Raw genomic sequence first — 16,521 nt, 5'->3', positions numbered from 1 at the left:
CGAGCGCAGCGAGCGAAGCTAAATGGACGGCGCGCCCCCGAGCCGCTCAAGCCCGGGAAGTCGGCCCCCCAGGGGCCGACCGCCGGACTCGCGCGATGCGGCCTGCCCGCCCGCGCCTTTGTCGCTCCACGCATCGCCAGTCCTTCGACCCCAACCCAGGCGAACGACCGCGACGGACCGGCAGCCGATCAAACGGAACGCTCGCCCAGCAGGAACCTTGACGACGCACCATCACCACTTCGATTGACGGCCGACTTGACAACGACGGAATCGTTGAAACGACGCCTAACGCTCATAAACAACGGCCGCCACAAGCACGCCCGCGAGCACCTCGACGCCGCCGACGCCTATCGCCCGTGAAGTGCGTCACGCACACCGCCCATGCACCCCCAGATCGAAGCCGCCATCGCCCCTGCCTAGGGATATCGCGCAGCCCGCCGAGAGGTCGAGCATCACGCCACCCGATGCGCAACCCGGCGCGCGGGCTCCGTGCACTGCCTGCACTCTCTCTTCCCAGGGAGGACCATCATGGCCTCGAGAGACAAGAGCGGCGCTTCCGCGCCCCAGTTCCTGCATCCCACCGCCGGCCCGTCGACGGCCGACTTCTCCATCGTCGCGGTACGCTGGCGCAGCACCAGCAGCGCGGCCGACAAGCGCGCCCTGCTGGACAAGCTGGGCCTCGTGCTGCACACGCTCGAAGGCCGCAAGCCGCAGATCGCGGTGAACCAGACCGACGGCCTGTCGTGGGTCAGCGCCCCGAGCGGCGAACCGCTCGCCGATGCCGTGGTCGATCAGCTCGAGCACAGCGAGCTCGTCGAATGGGTGATGCCCGCGATGCGGCCGCAATCGGACACCGCGGCGCGCCAGCAGCCGCGCGCCGAGCCGGCGCCGCCGGTGACGCCGATGTACACCATCAACCCGTCGCGCTTCTACGTGCGCGACGCGGTGATGGAGCGCGCCGGCGGGCCGGCGTCGCTGGCCGCGGGCCTGTCGGCCGATGCCCGGCACTCGCGCCTGCGCGGCTACGTGACGGTGAACGTGGCCACGCCCAGCTACGCCGGCGGACGCACGGCGATGCACATGGCGCTGAACCTGCCGCGCGGCGCGGCGGCGGCATCGAATGCCCCGAGCGCGGCCGACGTGAAGTTCGAGACCATCCCGATGCTCTCGCCCACCGCGGAAGTGCGCGACCGGCCGCTGGCGCACGTCGGCCACGACAAGCCGGCCCGCGTCGAGCGCGCGCCCACGTGCCGGCCGCCGCAGACCGAGCACACGCCCGACGATCCGATGTTCGCGACGCAATGGGGCCTGCAGCGCGTCGGCGCGCAGCGCGGCTGGCAGATCGCGCGCGGCGTGCCGGCGGTCACCGTCGCGGTGATCGACGAAGGCGTGCAGCTCGACCACCCCGACCTGCTGCTGCATCCGCAGTCGTTGAACGCCTCCGACGACACGCCCGACGGCAGCCCGACCGGCAACCACGGCACGGCCTGCGCCGGCATCATCGGCGCGCGCCTGGACAACGGCGCGGGCGTCGCGGGCCTGGCGGGCGGCTGCCGCATCATGGCCATCGCCACCGAGACCTGGGCCGACGTCGACATCGCCGAAGGGCTGTACTTCGCGGCCGACAACGGCGCGCGCATCGTCAGCATGAGCTTCGGCGTCTACGCGTCGTGGAACTTCTGGGACTTCGACCTCATCCGCGACGCGCTGCAGTACGCGCACGACCGCGGCCTGGTGCTGATCGCCGCGTCGGGCAACGAGAACGGCCCGGTGGCGCGTTTCCCCGGCAGCGATGGCCGCACACTTTGCGTGGGAGGCAGCAACCGCAGCGACGAGCGCAAGCGCATCGGCGATGCGTCGTCGGAGGCCTGGTGGGGAGCCAGCTACGGGCCGGACGTCGACGTCGTCGCCCCGTGCCTGGAGATGCCCACCACCGACCGCCTGGGCAACGACGGCTATTCGCCGAACGACTACTACGACCGCTTCAACGGCACCTCGTCGGCCACGCCGGTGGTGGCCGGCCTCGCGGCGCTGCTGCTGTCGCTGCGGCCCACGCTGTCGAACGTGGAGGTGCGCAGCCTGATCGAGAGCAGCTGCGACAAGATCTCGCCGGCGCTGTACACGTACCAGAACGTGCCGGCCAAGCCGAGCGGCACCTGGAACGACGAGGTCGGCTACGGCCGCATCAACGTCGAGCGCGCCTTGCTCGCGGCCTGCAGCGAAGCCGACTGCGCCTGCGAAGCCGAATGCAGCGGCTGCGGCGACGTCTGCCGCGACCCCACGCCCGAAGAGTGCCGCGGCCCCGAGCCGGTGCCGTGGCTGGCGCACGACCGCTGCATGTACTTCTACGAATCGCGCGTCTTCGACGGCAGCGGCGACCGTGCCGGCGCGCAACGCCTGCGGCTGCGCGTGACCTACCAGCATTGCCTGCGCCTGATCGGCCGGCAGCAGGGGCCGCTGCTGTACACCACCACGCTGCTGCCTAACGAGCAGGTGCGGCTGTACGAGCACGACCGCTACCGCCGCACGAAGGCGTCCTCGGCGCGCATGAGCGTGCACACCTCGTTCCGCCAGACGCTGAGCGCGCTGTCGCAGTCGCGGCGCGCGACGTCCGCCTCGGCCTACGCCGAAAGCATCACCGAGACGCGCAACCAGACCGACGCGTCGGTGTCGGTGGGCGGCGGCCTGGCCGGCTTCCTCGGCCTGCCCTCGGGCAAGGTCGACAGCAGCAGCGAGGTCGAGACCACCGTGGCCAGCGGCGCCAGCGTGCGGACCGTGACCGAGCAGTTCACGCAGTTCGCGGTCACCGCGTCGCAATCGGTCGAGGCCGAGCGCTCGCTGACCGTGAGCAGCTTCGAGGAGCAGGAGCACGTCAGCACCACGCAGCGCACGCTGCGCAACGACAACGACTGCTACGCCGTGACCTACTACGTGCGCCGCGTCAACGAGGTGTACGAGATCCACAGCCGCATCGAGGCGATCGAGTGGCGCCTCGGCGACGGCGGGGCCTGGCGCTCCATCGAGGACCAGCAGGGCCTGCCCGACGTGCTGCGCAAGCTGCTCGACGACCTGATGCGCCAGGTGCTTCGCCACGGCCAGAGCCACCGCGAGCCGCGCCAGATCACGCTGCCGACCGACGGCACGGTGTACGAGGCCGAGATCGCGCACTGCGCCTCCTGCGATCCGTTCGAGGTGACGCGGCACAAGATGCAGATCGAGCAGATGCGTCTGCAGACCCGCCGCGCCTGCCTGGAGAACGAGCTGCTCGAGCTCGAGGTGGCGCGCCGCAAGGCGCTGGCGATGTCGACGCAGGCGGTGGAACTGCAGGTGGGCGCCTGGCCGCTGCTGGCGAATGCCCATTCGAATGGCCATTCGAATGGCCACGTCAACGGCAACGGCCATGCGCAGGCGCTCGGCATGGGCTCGCCACTGTCGCTGCCGTCGGCCAACGCCGCGTCGTCAGGCGGCCTGGCGGTGATGACCCCGGCCGCCTTGCCGGCACCGAACTGAGCGCGTGATGGTGCAGGCGCGCCCGAGGATCACAGGCCCTCGGGCGCGCACCGGCCGGCACAGCGGGGAGTACAGTCGAGCTTCACCGGGGCGCGCTGTTCAGTGACACCGCCCTGACCTGCTTGAAGCGCCACCGGCGGAAGCGTCGCCCCTGACGGGACAAGTCCTTTGAGCGGAGTTGCCCTTGTCGTCGAATCGATCCGATCCCCCGGCCACCGATCCCCCGGCCAGTGATGCGGCGGCCGCTTCCCCCGTCGATCCGCCGGCTCCCGGCACGCCGGCCGCACCGGCGGCGGACAACGCGGAACATGCCGAGCTGCAGCGCCAGGGCGCCAAGGCGGCCGTGCGCGGCGAGGCCCGGGCGTCGAACCCGATGCTCGCCGCGATCAACCAGCCGGACCTGACGGGCGAGAGCCAGCAGGTGTGGTCGGGCCGGCGCGATGCCTGGGAAAGCGGCCACAACTCGCAGCAACTGCCGGTCAGCCTGCCCGTCCAGGCCGCGGGTGGCAGCGCGGCCGACGATCGCGCCGAGGACGAAGCGATCTTCGGCGTCACGCGTGTGCTGACCTTCGCCGGCAACCGGGGCCTCACCTCGGCCAGCGGATTCTTCTTCGAGCGCGACGGCCGTCTCTTCGTCATCACCAGCCGCCATGTGCTGTTCGACGGCCCGAGCGCCCACGCGCCCGACCGCATCGAGATCGACCTGCACACCGACCCGCGCGACCTGACGCGCCTGGTCACGCTGTCGCTGCTGCTGTATCGCAACGGCGTTGCGACGTGGCACCAGGCGCGCGACAGCGGTGGCGAGGTGGACGTGGCGGCGCTCGAGCTGGAACGCGACACCCTGCCGGCCGGCTGCGCGATCCGGCCGTTCGGGCCCCAGCACCTCGCGGCGGAGATCGACCAGTTCGATGTCGGCGCCCGGCTGGCCATCCCGGGCTTCCCGCTCGGCTTCTTCGACACCGTGCACCACCTGCCGGTGGTGCGCCAGGCGAGCATTGCCTCGTACTACGGCGTGCGATTCCAGGGGCTTGGTTTCTTCCTCACCGATGCCCGCATGCACCGTGGCAGCAGCGGCTCGCCGGTACTGGCGCCGCTGGTGCGCACGGGCGCCAACCCAGTGCGCTGGTGCCTGCTGGGCGTGCATTCGAGCCGCATGGACATGGCTTCGCGCGATACCGCGCAGGACGAGTCGCTGGGCCTGAACTGCGCCTGGTATGCCGACGTGCTGATGGCGCTGACGGCTCCCCGCTGATCGCGCTGACCGCCGGCCCGCATGAGCACTCCCGCGCGCGACCTCGTCGTCTTCGGCGCCACCAGCTTCGTCGGGCGGCTCTTGTGCCGCTACCTGCTCGAGACCTTCGGCACGCACGGCCCGCTGAAGTGGGCCGCGGCGGGGCGCTCCAAGGAAAAGCTCGAGGCGCTGCGCGCATCGCTGGGCCCGAAGGCCGCGCGACTGCCGCTGCTGGTGGCCGACGCGGCGGACGACCCGGCCTTGCGCACCTTGTGCACATCGGCGCGCGTGATCGCCTCGACGGTCGGGCCCTATGCGCTGCACGGCGAGCCGCTGGTGAAGGCCTGCGCCGAATCGGGCACCGACTACTGCGACCTCACCGGCGAAGTGCAGTGGATCGCGCGAATGGTGCGCACGCATGAAGCCGCGGCGCAGCGATCGGGGGCGCGCATCGTGCATTGCTGCGGCTTCGATTCATTGCCGTCGGACCTCGGCGTGCTCTTCCTGCAGCAATTGGCGAGGACCGAGTTCGGCGCGCCCTGCCCGCGCGTGAAGATGCGGGTGAAGACGGTGCGCGGCGGGCTGTCCGGCGGCACGGTGGCCAGCATGATGAACATCGCGAAGGAAGCGGTGAAGGACGCCGCGCTGCGCCGCGAACTGGCCGATCCGTATTCGCTGTGTCCGCCGGGGCAGGCGCCGTCGGTGCGACAGCACGAGGTGCGCACGCCGGAGTTCGATCGCGACTTCGGCGCGTGGATCGCGCCTTTCGTGATGAGCGCGGTCAATGCACGCATCGTGCACCGCACGAATGCGCTGAGCGGCCACGCCTATGGCGCCGACTTCCGCTACGACGAGGCGGTGCTGACCGGCCGCGGCCCGCTCGGCGGCCTGGCGGCCACGGCGGTCACCGGCGGCATGGCGGCGTTCATGGTCGCCGGCGCCATCGGCCCGGTGCGCGGCGCGCTCGAACGTTTCGTGCTGCCGAAGCCGGGCGAAGGCCCCAGCCCCGCGGCGCAGGAACGCGGCGGCTTCGACATCCGGTTCATCGGCATCGCGGCCGATGGCCGCACGCTGCGCACGCGGGTCACCGGCGACCGCGACCCGGGCTACGGCTCGACCGCGAAGATGCTCGGCCAGGCCGCCGCGTGCCTGGCGCTGGACGTCGGCAAGGGCGACAAGCCGGGCGGCTTCTGGACCCCGGCGACGATCTTCGGCGATCTTCTGATACAGCGCCTGCAGGATCATTCGGGCGTGACGTTCGAGCGGCTCTGAGCCCGGGGCCACTGCGCCATCCAGCGCGCCATCGCGCCGGTCAGCGCGCGCTGCAGCCCCGCCGCGTGGCGCCGCGCGTCGTCACGCACGGCCTGCGGCTCGATGCCCGCCTGCTGCAGTTCCAGCGCATGACCGATCAGCCAGCGCTCGATGGTGCGCGCATCCACTTCGAGGTGGAATTGCCAGGCCATCGCGTGCGGGCCGGCCAGGAAGGCCTGGTACGCGCACATCGGCGTCGACGCCAGCGACGGCAGCCCGGCCGGCGGCGCGACCTGGTCGCCATGCCAGTGCAGTACTGGCTGGCCCTCGAGCGCGGCCAGCGGCGATGCCCGGCCGGCGTCGCTCAGCGCGATCGGCGCGTAGCCGATCTCCTTCGCTCCCATCGGCTGCACACGCGCGCCGAGCGCCCGCGCCATCAGCTGCGCGCCCAGGCAGATGCCCAGCAGCGGCCGGCCACTGGCCAGGCGCTCGCGCACCAGCGCCGTTTCCGCAGGCAGGAACGGATAACGCGCATCATCCTCAGCCCCGATCGGACCGCCCAGCACCACCAGCAGGTCGACGGCCGCCAGGTCGATGCGGTCGAGCGGCTCGACGCCGACGTCGTGGGTCGCCACCTGCCAGCCGCGCTCGCGCAGCAGCGGCGCCAGCAGACCGAGGTCTTCGAACGCCAGGTGGCGCAGTGCGAGGGCGGTCTTCATCGGGTACAGACGGGGTGGTACGGAACCGCAGTCTCGCGCCGCCAGGCGATACCATCGATGTCATTTCGTCCCTTCGACAACACCGATCGTCCAGATGAGCGCCCCCGCCGACTCCCCCGCCGTCGACCGCCTCTCCGCCCTGCTCGACCGCTTCCGCGTGCGCACGCAGCTGTTCCACAGCGGCCCGCTGTGCGGCGTCACGACCTTCGACGCGCGCCCCGGCCGGGGCTTCCTGCACGTGCTGCGGCGCGGCGAGATGCGGGTGACGCACGCGCGCATCCGGGGCGCGACGCGCACGCTGCAGCTGGACCAGCCGACGCTGCTGTTCTACCCGCGCCCGCTGACCCACGAGTTCCACAACGCGCCGGTGGACGGCTCGGACTTCACCTGCGCGACGGTGGACCTGGGCGGCGGCGACCGCAACCCGCTGCTGCAGGCGCTGCCGCCGGTGGTGGCGCTGCCGCTGGCGCGCGTCGAGGGCCTGGGCCCGGCCCTGGACCTGCTGTTCGCCGAGACCGACCGCCTGCGCTGCGGTTCGCGCCTGCTGGCCGATCGACTGTTCGAGGTGGTGCTGATCCAGCTGCTGCGCTGGCTCGTCGACCATGCCGACGAAGCCGGCATCTCCAGCGGCCTGATCACCGGCCTCGCCGATGCGCGGCTCGCGCGCGCGCTGGTGGCGCTGCATGAGTCGCCCGGCGAAGCCTGGCCGCTGGAACGCATGGCCGCCGCAGCCGGCATGTCGCGCAGCGCGTTCGCGGCCGCTTTCAAGGTGGCCGTCGGCCGCACGCCGGCCGACTACCTCGCCGACTGGCGGCTCACGCTGGCCGAAGGCGAGCTGCGCAAGGGCCGCGCGATCAAGGCCATTGCCGACGAGCTCGGCTACGGCAGCGCGTCGGCGCTGTCGCGGCTGTTCAAGCACAAGCTGGGCGCCTCGCCGCGGCACTGGCTGGCCGACGGCACACCCGGCGCCCGATAGGGCGCTCCCGCTTGCACGGCACCTGCGCGCTACAAGCCCCGGGTGCGCGCGAACAGCCGCGCCAGGCCCAGCAGCGCGGTGGTGTGCGGCGCCACCACGCCGACGCGCTGCGCGATCTCGACCACCGCGCCGACGATCGCATCGAGCTCGACCGCGCGGCCGGCCTCGACGTCCTGCAGCATCGACGGCTTGAAGGCGCCGAGCTTCGCGGTCACCGCATGCCGGTCCTCCGGCGTCTGCGCGATCGGGCAGCCGATGCGGGCCCCGATCTCGGCGGCTTCGCGCATCACGGCCGAGCAGAAGTCGCGCACCGCGGGGTCGGCGAGCACCGCGTCGGCCGTCGCGCCGGTGATCGCGCATACCGGGTTGATCGTCAGGTTGCCCCACAGCTTGTACCAGGTGTCCTGGCGGATGTCGGCCGAGTGCGTGGTGTCGAAACCGGCCTGCGCCAGCAGATCGGCCACCCGCTGCGCGCGCTCGCTGCGGCCGCCGGCGGGCTCGCCGACGATCAATCCCTGGCCCATGCGGTGCCGCACGAGGCCGGGCTCGGGCGTCGCCGTGCTGGCATGCACGACGCAGCCGATCACTTGCTCGAACGGGATCGCGCGGCCGATCGCGCCGTCGGGGTCGACGCTTCGCAGCGGCTGCCGCTCGAAGCCCGGCACGCGTTCGCAGAACCACCACGGCACGCCGTTCATCGCCGGCAGCACCACGGTCTCGGGGCCGAGCAGCGGCGCGATCGCCGCGGCGACCGAGGCCAGCGCCGGCGCCTTCACCGCGATCACCACGAGGTCCTGCACGCCGAGCTCGGCCGCGTCGGCGCTGGCGCGCGCCGGTGCCTGCAGGCGTTCACCCCCCATCTCCAGCCGCCAGCCCTGCGTGCGCAGCGCGTGCAGCGTGGCGCCCCGGGCCAGCGCGCTGACGTCGGCGCGCCCCGCCACCGCGAGCCGCGTGCCGATGAAGCCGCCGATCGCGCCGGCGCCGACGATGCAGACCTTCATGCCAGCGCCGTTCATGCCTTGTTCCGCTCGTGGCGCGACTGCGCGAGGTTGTCCTTCAGATGCTGCGGCACCCGTTCGTCGAAGCCGAGTGCCACACGCCGCACCTCCGGCGTATCGGCGGGCGCATGGCCGACGCCGAGCGCCGCCGCGCGCGGCGCGTCGATGGCGCGCACCGTCGCGCGGAGCCGGCCCAATCCGGTGATCTCGCACTCGATCACGTCGCCGGCATCGATCGAGCGCGAGTGGCAGGGCGTGCCCATCAGGATCACGTCACCCGGCAGCAAGGTGATGTGGCGCGCGATGTCGGCGATCACGTAATGCGGGCCCCAGATCGTCTCGTCGCCGATGTGCGCTTCCTGCACGATCCGGCCGTTGACGAACGTGCACAGCGTCTGCTCGAACAGGTTCACACCGCGCACGAGGCCGGGGCCGATCGGCAGCAGCGTGTCGGCACCCTTGACCCGCAGCATCGAGCCCTGGTCGGTGTCGCGGAAGTCCTGCAGGCCCATGTCGAGCGCCGGGCAGAAGCCTTCGATGAAGTCCCAGGCCTCGTCGGGGGTCACGTTGCGGCAGGTGCGGCCGATCACCACCGCGTACTCGCCCTCGTAGTTGAGGTAGCGGCAGTCGGCGGGCTTGAGCACCTCGCCGCCATGGCCGTTCAGCGCGGTGGTCGGCTTCATGAAGTAGGTGGGCGTCGCGCTCGGCCTGGGCGCGTTGCGCGTCTCCATGCTGCGCGACAGGTAGGAGATGTGCACGGCGATGATCTTGCTCGGCGATACCGGCGGCAGGTAACTCGCGGTCGACGCGTCCAGCAGGCGGCCGTCGTCGAGCTTCAGCGTCACGCCGTCGTCGGCCATCGTGCCCCAGAAGGCGCTGCCGCCGACCAGCACGCGGCGGCGCTCGATCCGCGGTCCGCGCATCACGGCCGGCAGTTCACGCAGCGGAAATTCGAAGTTCATGCCGCCGCTCCGGGAAACCAGACATGGATGTTGCCGGTGCCGCGCGCGTTCTCGTAGGCCGACAAGGGTTCGCCGGCCGTGGTGCAGTCCGCACCGCCCATCGCGCCGATCATCTGCAGGTAGTGCGCGCCGAAGGCCTCCCACGGCAGCTTGCGGTACTCGTCCTGCCAGCGCTCGAGGATCTCGCCATGGCGGCCGGCCTGCATCAGCGCAATGGCCTGCTTGTCGCTGGCGATGTTCTCGGGCCGCGAGACGTTGCTCTCGTGGAAGATGCGCGGGTGGTTGGGCTTCCAGTCGATGTCGTTGAACCGGTGGCTCAGCGCGCCGGAAGCCAGCAGCAGCACGCGCTGGCCGCTGCGGCGGATCGCCTCGCCGACCGCAACGCCCGACTTCAGGAAATGCCGCCAGTCGCAGTTCTGGCACGAGCTGATGCTGACCACCGGCGTGTCGCTCAGTTCCAGCCGCAATTGCTTCACGAGGTTGATCGTCGCGTAGTGGCGCGCCAGGTCCGGATGCTCGATCGCGCGGTTGAAGCCGCCGCGCTCGCGCGAAACCGTCTCGATCGCCCGCGCCAGCTGCGGTTCGCCGCGATAGTCGTAAGGCACGCCGTGCAGGTACCACGGCATCTCGTCGGACGTGTACATGCCGCGGTAGCGCGCGCTGGCGTCGACGAGGTGGTAGCCGGTGGTGAACCAGTGCGAATCGAAGACGATCGCGACGTCCGGCCGCGCGGCGGCGATCTTCTCGCGCAGCCTCGCGTAGCCGGCAATCAGGTCCGAATCCTCGCCCGCGCCCTGCAGCCGGCGGAATTCCTCGCACTGCATCAGGCCCGGGTGGTGCGACACCAAGGCGGCGCCGACGATCTGTCCCATGACGTGTCCTTCTGAAGTTAGCGATGACTGAAGCTGGCGCGGAACGGCTTCTTCGGAATCACGATGTCCTTGACGTCGCTGAAGAACTCGAAGCTCCAGTCGCCGCCTTCGCGGCCGATGCCGGATCGCTTGATGCCGCCGAAGGGCGCCGCCAGGTCGCGGATGCCGAAGCTGTTGATCCAGAGGAAGCCGGTGCGCACGCGTTCGGCCAGCGCGGCGGCATGCGCCGTCTCGCCGTAGCAGACACCGCCCAGGCCGTAGTCGGTGCCGTTGGCCAGCGCGATCGCCTCGTCGTCGTCGGCGAAGGTCTGCAAAGTGAGCACCGGGCCGAAGACCTCGTTCTGCACGATCTCGCTGGCCTGCGCCACGTTGGCCAGCAGCGTCGGCTGGAAGTACTGCGCGCCGAACGGATGGCGCCCGCCGCCCCACAGCACCTCGGCGCCGGCCTGCCGCGCCCGGGCGACGAAACCCTCGACGCGCTCGACCTGCCGCGCATGGATGATCGGGCCGAGCTCGGTGGCCTCGTCGCGCGGATCGCCGATCACCAGCCGCTCGACGTACCCGCGCAGCGCCGCGACGAAGGCCTCGGCGATGCGCGCGTGCACCAGCAGCCGCGTGCCGGCCAGGCACACCTGGCCCGCGTTGCGGTACATCAGCGCGGCGGTGGCGGCGGCGTTGTCGAGGTCGGCATCCTCCAGCACGATGAACGCGCTCTTGCCGCCCAGCTCCAGGCTGGCCGGCACCAGGTTCGCGCCGGCGGCCTGGGCGATGGCCCGCGCGGTCGGCACGCTGCCGGTGAACGAGATGCGCGCCAGCCGCTTGTCCGACACCAGCGCCGCGCCGGTGCTGGCGCCGGCGCCCTGCACGATGTTCAGCACACCCGGCGGCAGGCCGGCCGCATCGGCCGCGTCGGCCAGCAGCGAGCAGGTCAGCGGCGCCCACTCCGGCGGCTTCAGCACGCAGGCATTGCCCGAGGCCAGCGCCGGCCCGAGCTTCCAGGTCGACAGCATCAGCGGCGCGTTCCACGGCGTGATGATCGCGGCCACGCCGGCGGGGTCGTGCCGCACGCGGTGCTCGGCCTGCTCGGTGTGGATCACGCGGTCCTGCAGCGTCAGCGCCTGTTCGGCGAACCAGCGGATGTTGAGCATCGCGCGCGGCACCACGCCATGCCGCATGCGCGACAGCAGCACGCCGGCGTCGCGGCTTTCGAGGCGGCAGAACGCATCGGCGCGGCGGCCGATCTCTTCGGCGAAACGATCGAGCACCGGCTTGCGGCCCTCGGCACCCAGCGCGGCCCAGGCGGGAAAGGCGCGCGCGGCGGCGCCGACGGCGGCATCGACATGCTCGGCGCGGCCTTCGCTCACCGCGCCCAGCACCGCCTGGTCGATCGGCGAGCTCAGCGGGAAGGTCTGATCGGAGGGCACCCGCCGGCCGTCGATGTAGTGATCGGGGGAGACGGCGATGCCGTCGACGTCGAGAAGTCGGTTCATGAGCGGCCGGTTCCTATCACACGAAACGCACGGCGATCGAACCCAGCGGGCCGTAGTCGGCGTGGAACACGTCGCCGGCGGCGCAGGCCACCGGGCGGGTGAACGAGCCGCCGAGCACGATCTCGCCGGCCTGCAGCCCTTCGTCGTGCGCGGCCAGCTTGTTGGCCAGCCACGCGACGCCGTTGGCCGGGTGGTTCAGCACCGCGGCGCCGAGGCCGGATTCCTCGATCACGCCGTTCTTGTGCAGCAGCGCGCCGGCCCAGCGCCAGTCCACCGCATCGGGCCGCATCGGCCGGCCGCCGAGCACCAGGCCGGCGCAGGCGGCGTTGTCGGCGATGGTGTCGCGTACCGTGCGCGGCGCTTTCGTCTCGCGGTCGAACTGCTCGATGCGCGCATCGATCAGTTCCAGCGCTGGCATCACCCAGTCGGTGGCGGCCAGCACGTCGAGCAGCGTCAGGTGCGGCCCCTTCAGCGGCCGCGCGAGCGAGAACGCGAACTCGACCTCCAGGCGCGGCACCAGGTAGCGCGCGGTCTCGACCTCGCCGCCGTCCTTCAGCAGCATGTGATCGAGCATCAGGCCGTAGTCGGGTTCGGTGATCTGCGAGGCGATCTGCATCGCCCGCGAGGTCAGGCCGATCTTGTGGCCGATCGCGCGGCGGCCGGCGGCCAGGTCCAGCGCCGTCCACGCGCGCTGGATCGCGTAACTGTCCGCGATGGTCATCGCCGGAAAGCGCTTCGAGAAATGCGCCAGCGGGCGGCGGGTGGCGCGCGCGTCGCGCAGTTCGCGGGCCAGCGTTGCGTGCTGGGCTGCGTCGAGCGTCGGCTTGGGAGGGGCGTCGTCCATGGCGGGCGAGTGTCTTCCCGCGCCGTCTTGACCACAAGCAATCGATTCGACGCAATCATCAAGCCGGCCTTGATAATCTCCCGCGCCATGCCCTTGACCCGCTTCACGCTGCGCCAGCTCGAGGCCTTCGACGCGGTCGCCGACCTGCACAGCTTCAGCGCCGCGGCGGACCGCCTGGGCTTGTCCGCGCAGGCCGTCAGCCAGCAGGTGGCCGAGCTGGAAGCGGTGCTCGGCTTCCGCCTCTTCGACCGCACGACGCGCCGCGTGTCGCTGAGCAGCGCCGGCCGCGACTTCGCCGCGTCGGCGCTGACGGTGCTGCGCCACGCCGCCGCGGCGGACACCGCAGCGGCCGACGTGCGCAACCGCGCCGCCGGCACGGTGCGCGTGGGCGCCCCGCTGGTGCTGGCCGCCACCGCGCTGCCGGCGGCGATCCAGGCCTATGCGACGCAGCGGCCGAAGGTGGTGGTGCGCATCCGCGACATCGCGGTCGACCGGCTCGTCGACGCGGTGGCCGCGGGCGACGTCGACCTGGGGCTGGGCCCCGACCGCGCGACCGGCGCGGAAGTAGCCGCCGAGCCGCTGTTCGACAGCCGCTGGGTGCTGTGGTGCGCGCCGGACCATGCGCTCGCCAAACGCCGCCAGGTGCGCTGGCGCGAGCTGGCCGGCCACCCGCTGGTGGCCGCCGGCCGCGACCACGAGCGCAGCGTCGCGCAGATGCGCGCGACGGCGCCGGAAGAAACCCGCATCACGCCGGTGGACGTGGTCGACAACACCACCACCGCGCTGGGCATCGCCGCGCAGGGGCTGGCCGCGACGCTGGCGCCGGCCTACGTCGGCGTGCTGGCCAGGCCGATGGGGCTGCAGATGCGGCGCGTGGTCGAGCCGGAGACCATCCGCAGTGTCTGCCTGTACCGGCCGCTGGACCGCACGCTGTCGCCGGCGGCCGAGGGCTTCGCCGCGCATGCGCGGGAGTGGCTGGCGCGCTGGGGGCGCGCGCAGCAGCGCTGAGCGCACGGCACGGCGGCATCGATGGCCGCCCCTTCATGCCGCGCGGAGCCGGGCTTCGGTCATCATGCGGCGATGCTGAAGTCCCTGAAGGCCCTGTTCGACACCCTGCTGCCGCCCGCGCCCGGCGCCGACGCCGCCAGCGCCGAGCACCAGCTGCAGCTGGCCACCGCGGTGATGCTGGTGGAGGTGATGCGCGCGGACACCAGCTTCCACGCCGGCGAACGCGAAGCGGTGCTCGCGGCCCTGCGCGACAAGTTCGCGCTGACCGACGACGAGGCCACGCGTCTGGCGGAGCTGGCCGAGGCCACGTCGCGCCAGTCGACCGACCTGTTCAGCTTCACCTCGCGCATCAACGAACGGTTCGAGATGCCGCAGAAGCTGCGCATGGTCGAGCACCTGTGGCGCGTGGCCTATGCGGACGGCCACCTGGCCGACCATGAGCGCCATGTGCTGTGGCGCATCGCCGACCTGCTGCACGTGCCGCCGGCGGCCTACCAGCACGCGCGGCTGCGCGCCCAGCAGGCCGCCGCCGGCGGGGCACCGGGCCAGGACACGCCGGCGGTCTGATCAGCGCGGGACGCGCCGGCGCGACTGCTCAGCGCGGGACGCGCTGGTCCAGCCCCGCGGGCGCCGCATCGAGCCGGCGCCGGCCGCGCACCAGCAGCTCGCGCTGCAGAAGTTCGTCCAGCTGCTGCAACCCTGGCGAGCGGTCGGCGCCCAGCGCGGGCGCGCGCAGGCTCTCGAGCGCCGATTGCAGCGCGGCCGACGGCAGCGCGTCCAGCGAGCCCCCGTGCGTGGCCAGCGCCCGCCAGAGCTCGCGCAGCGGCTGTGCGGCCGGGCCGCGCGGCAGCTGATGGATCAGCAGCGCCAGCTCCGCGACGGCGGGCCGCGGGGTCGTCGGCAGGCCCAGCGGAACCGGCAGGCGGCGGCGGTCGCGGTCGCGGTCGCGGTCGCGGTCGCGCGCGACGTCGTCGCCCGCACGCGCGGTCGGCGCCGCGCGGAATGCACTGCGCCAGGTGTCGGCCAGGCTCTCGATCACCTGCCCGAAGGACCGGAAGGCGGATTTTCCAGAGCTCATGGCGCAGCACTCCGATGGCCCCGCAGGGGCAGGCGCGGGAAGGCAACGCGCGTGCCCGGGCAGGCACGACGTTTGCCAAACGTGTCGCCTCGAAACGCGCTGGAGGGAAAAGATGCAGTACCCGTCGTCGTCCGCACCCGAGGCCGTCGTCGGCCTGTGCAACGGGGACGTCTGGGTCGGCGGCTCCGAAGCCGCGGGCCGGCGATTCCGCAGCCACTTCGGGCACGTCGTCGAAGTGCTGGACGACGGCCGCATACGCCGCGTCGGCCGCCACCTGAGCTACGCCGGCCCGTGGCTGCTGGTCGACGCGCCGCTGGAGCAGGTGATCGAGCGGGCACTGGGGGACGACGCGCCTGGGGGATGATGCGGTCCTGATGGATCGCCCGGAAATCACCCGCTTCGTCGCATCCGCGCTGCTCGCAACGCTCAGCGCGAGCGCCGCCACCGCGGCGCCGCCGGCCAGCCAGTGCTTCGGCACCGTGTCCAAAGGCCGGCTCGAAAACGGCGTGGCGCTGCCGACGCAAGGCGCCAACTTCAGCGCCTACAGCCGGATCGCCGCGGCGGCGGGTCGCACCCACGTGCACTCGACGGTCGAGGCGATCGTGACCGACGCCTACGCCGCCCTGCGGTCCAGCCAGCCGGCCGTCGCCTATGTCTACGGTGAAACAGGCTGGGCCGATGGCGGCCGTATCCGCCCGCATCGCACCCACCAGAACGGCCTGTCGGTCGACTTCTTCGTGCCGGTGCGCGACGCGCGCGGCCGATCCGTGGCGCTGCCGACCGGGCCAACGAACCGGTTCGGCTACGACATCGAGTTCGACGCCGATGGGCGCTTCGGCGAATACACCATCGACTTCGTCGCGCTGGCCGAGCACCTGCGCGCGCTGGACGTCGCGGCGCGGGCGCGCGGCGCGACGATCGCGCTGGTGATCCTGGATCCACGTTACCTGCCGCGCCTGTTCGGGACGCCGCAGGGCGAAGCGCTGAAGCGCAGCCTGCCTTTCATGAAGCGCGATGCCTGGGTGCGCCACGACGAGCATTACCACGTGGACTTCGCGCTACCCTGCAAGCCCCTGCGCGGCTGAGCTGGCTGCGCGCATCCTCCTCCGCGAGATACCCATGCGCATCGGCGACCTCGCCGCCGCCACCGGCACCCCCATCGAGACCATTCGCTACTACGAGCGCGAGGGCCTGCTGCCGCCGCCGCGGCGTTCGGCCAACAACTACCGCGAATACCGGCCCGAGCATGCCGAGCGGCTGGCCTTCATCCGCCAGTGCCGCAACCTCGACATGACGCTGGACGAGGTGCGCGCACTGCTGCAGCTGCGCGACGCACCCGGCGGCGACTGCGGCGCGGTGAATGCGCTGCTGGACGAACACTTGCAGCACGTGGGCGAACGTATCCGCGAGCTGAAGCGCCTGCAGCAGGACCTGAAGGCACTGCGGGCGCGCTGCAATGCCGTCAACGGTGCGCTGGACGACTGCGGCATCCTCAACGAGCTGGAGGCAGGCGGCGCGAAGACCGCCTCACGCGCCGACGCGACGCCGCCGAAGCGGCATGTGCGGGGTGCGCATTGAA

At 72.0% G+C, this 16,521-nt stretch carries 17 protein-coding genes; 10 read left to right on the top strand and 7 right to left on the bottom strand.

Annotated features, from left to right (window positions below; all coding sequences use genetic code 11):
* From P1K89_RS26855 to P1K89_RS26840, 4 genes are all read left to right on the top strand, one after another.
* Positions 1 to 360 (top strand): hypothetical protein (locus P1K89_RS26855; RefSeq protein WP_284619609.1); only part of this gene is annotated, 360 nt, incomplete at its 5' end.
* A gap of 168 nt (positions 361 to 528) precedes the next feature.
* A complete protein-coding gene (locus P1K89_RS26850; protein ID WP_284619608.1) occupies positions 529 to 3,510 on the top strand; it encodes a S8 family serine peptidase in 2,982 nt (993 codons plus the stop codon).
* A gap of 184 nt (positions 3,511 to 3,694) precedes the next feature.
* Positions 3,695 to 4,765 carry a S1 family peptidase gene (locus tag P1K89_RS26845; protein ID WP_350082212.1) on the top strand — a complete coding sequence of 357 codons (1,071 nt, stop codon included), beginning with the start codon at positions 3,695 to 3,697 and terminating at the stop codon, positions 4,763 to 4,765.
* 21 nt (positions 4,766 to 4,786) lie between these two features.
* Entirely contained in the window at positions 4,787 to 6,016 is a 1,230-nt protein-coding gene (locus P1K89_RS26840; RefSeq protein ID WP_284619607.1) for a saccharopine dehydrogenase family protein, read from the top strand.
* Here the strand turns inward: P1K89_RS26840 and P1K89_RS26835 are convergent.
* Positions 5,986 to 6,714, bottom strand: a complete 729-nt coding sequence (locus tag P1K89_RS26835; RefSeq protein WP_284619606.1) for a glutamine amidotransferase — start codon at positions 6,712 to 6,714, stop codon at positions 5,986 to 5,988. The genes P1K89_RS26840 and P1K89_RS26835 overlap by 31 nt on opposite strands.
* A 94-nt stretch (positions 6,715 to 6,808) precedes the next feature.
* Here P1K89_RS26835 and P1K89_RS26830 point away from each other — a divergent pair, with 94 nt between their 5' ends.
* A complete protein-coding gene (locus P1K89_RS26830; protein ID WP_284619605.1) occupies positions 6,809 to 7,690 on the top strand; it encodes an AraC family transcriptional regulator in 882 nt (293 codons plus the stop codon).
* Positions 7,691 to 7,719: 29 nt separating this feature from the next.
* On the opposite strand, the gene P1K89_RS26825 is transcribed toward P1K89_RS26830, so the two are convergent.
* From P1K89_RS26825 to hpaH, 5 genes are read right to left on the bottom strand one after another with little or no spacing between them, the layout of a single operon-like run.
* Entirely contained in the window at positions 7,720 to 8,691 is a 972-nt protein-coding gene (locus P1K89_RS26825; RefSeq protein ID WP_284619618.1) for a 2-dehydropantoate 2-reductase, read from the bottom strand.
* An 11-nt stretch (positions 8,692 to 8,702) separates the two neighbouring features.
* On the bottom strand, positions 8,703 to 9,650 hold the full coding sequence (locus P1K89_RS26820) for a fumarylacetoacetate hydrolase family protein (protein WP_284619604.1): 948 nt from the start codon (positions 9,648 to 9,650) through the stop codon (positions 8,703 to 8,705).
* A complete protein-coding gene (locus P1K89_RS26815; protein ID WP_284619603.1) occupies positions 9,647 to 10,522 on the bottom strand; it encodes a DODA-type extradiol aromatic ring-opening family dioxygenase in 876 nt (291 codons plus the stop codon). The genes P1K89_RS26820 and P1K89_RS26815 overlap by 4 nt, the downstream gene beginning before the upstream one ends.
* Before the next feature lie 17 nt (positions 10,523 to 10,539).
* On the bottom strand, positions 10,540 to 12,012 hold the full coding sequence (locus P1K89_RS26810) for an aldehyde dehydrogenase family protein (protein WP_284619602.1): 1,473 nt from the start codon (positions 12,010 to 12,012) through the stop codon (positions 10,540 to 10,542).
* A gap of 16 nt (positions 12,013 to 12,028) precedes the next feature.
* Entirely contained in the window at positions 12,029 to 12,856 is an 828-nt protein-coding gene (gene hpaH, locus P1K89_RS26805) for a 2-oxo-hept-4-ene-1,7-dioate hydratase (protein WP_284619601.1), read from the bottom strand.
* A gap of 87 nt (positions 12,857 to 12,943) precedes the next feature.
* Here hpaH and P1K89_RS26800 point away from each other — a divergent pair, with 87 nt between their 5' ends.
* Together P1K89_RS26800 and P1K89_RS26795 are read left to right on the top strand one after the other, a co-directional pair.
* The gene (locus P1K89_RS26800; RefSeq protein WP_284619600.1) at positions 12,944 to 13,864 is read left to right on the top strand and encodes a LysR family transcriptional regulator; all 921 of its coding nucleotides are present in this window, start codon (positions 12,944 to 12,946) and stop codon (positions 13,862 to 13,864) included.
* Between the two features lie 72 nt (positions 13,865 to 13,936).
* Positions 13,937 to 14,431 (top strand): tellurite resistance TerB family protein, encoded by a 495-nt coding sequence (locus tag P1K89_RS26795; protein ID WP_284619599.1) that lies wholly within the window; start codon positions 13,937 to 13,939, stop codon positions 14,429 to 14,431.
* A 28-nt stretch (positions 14,432 to 14,459) separates the two neighbouring features.
* Here the strand turns inward: P1K89_RS26795 and P1K89_RS26790 are convergent, their stop codons facing one another.
* Positions 14,460 to 14,942 (bottom strand): hypothetical protein, encoded by a 483-nt coding sequence (locus P1K89_RS26790; RefSeq protein WP_284619598.1) that lies wholly within the window; start codon positions 14,940 to 14,942, stop codon positions 14,460 to 14,462.
* A gap of 112 nt (positions 14,943 to 15,054) precedes the next feature.
* Between P1K89_RS26790 and P1K89_RS26785 the strand changes: the two genes are divergently transcribed.
* From P1K89_RS26785 to cadR, 3 genes are read left to right on the top strand one after another with little or no spacing between them, the layout of a single operon-like run.
* A complete protein-coding gene (locus P1K89_RS26785; RefSeq protein ID WP_284619597.1) occupies positions 15,055 to 15,306 on the top strand; it encodes a hypothetical protein in 252 nt (83 codons plus the stop codon).
* A 10-nt stretch (positions 15,307 to 15,316) separates the two neighbouring features.
* The gene (locus P1K89_RS26780) at positions 15,317 to 16,027 is read left to right on the top strand and encodes a penicillin-insensitive murein endopeptidase (RefSeq protein WP_284619596.1); all 711 of its coding nucleotides are present in this window, start codon (positions 15,317 to 15,319) and stop codon (positions 16,025 to 16,027) included.
* A 34-nt stretch (positions 16,028 to 16,061) separates the two neighbouring features.
* Entirely contained in the window at positions 16,062 to 16,520 is a 459-nt protein-coding gene (gene cadR / locus P1K89_RS26775) for a Cd(II)/Pb(II)-responsive transcriptional regulator (protein WP_284619595.1), read from the top strand.
* Position 16,521: the final 1 nt, after the last annotated feature.

It is taken from the genome of Aquabacterium humicola, assembly GCF_030167915.1.
Classification (GTDB): domain Bacteria; phylum Pseudomonadota; class Gammaproteobacteria; order Burkholderiales; family Burkholderiaceae_C; genus Pseudaquabacterium; species Pseudaquabacterium humicola.
Note: the sequence above shows the minus strand (reverse complement) of the source record. Positions and strands in the feature narration are given on the sequence as shown.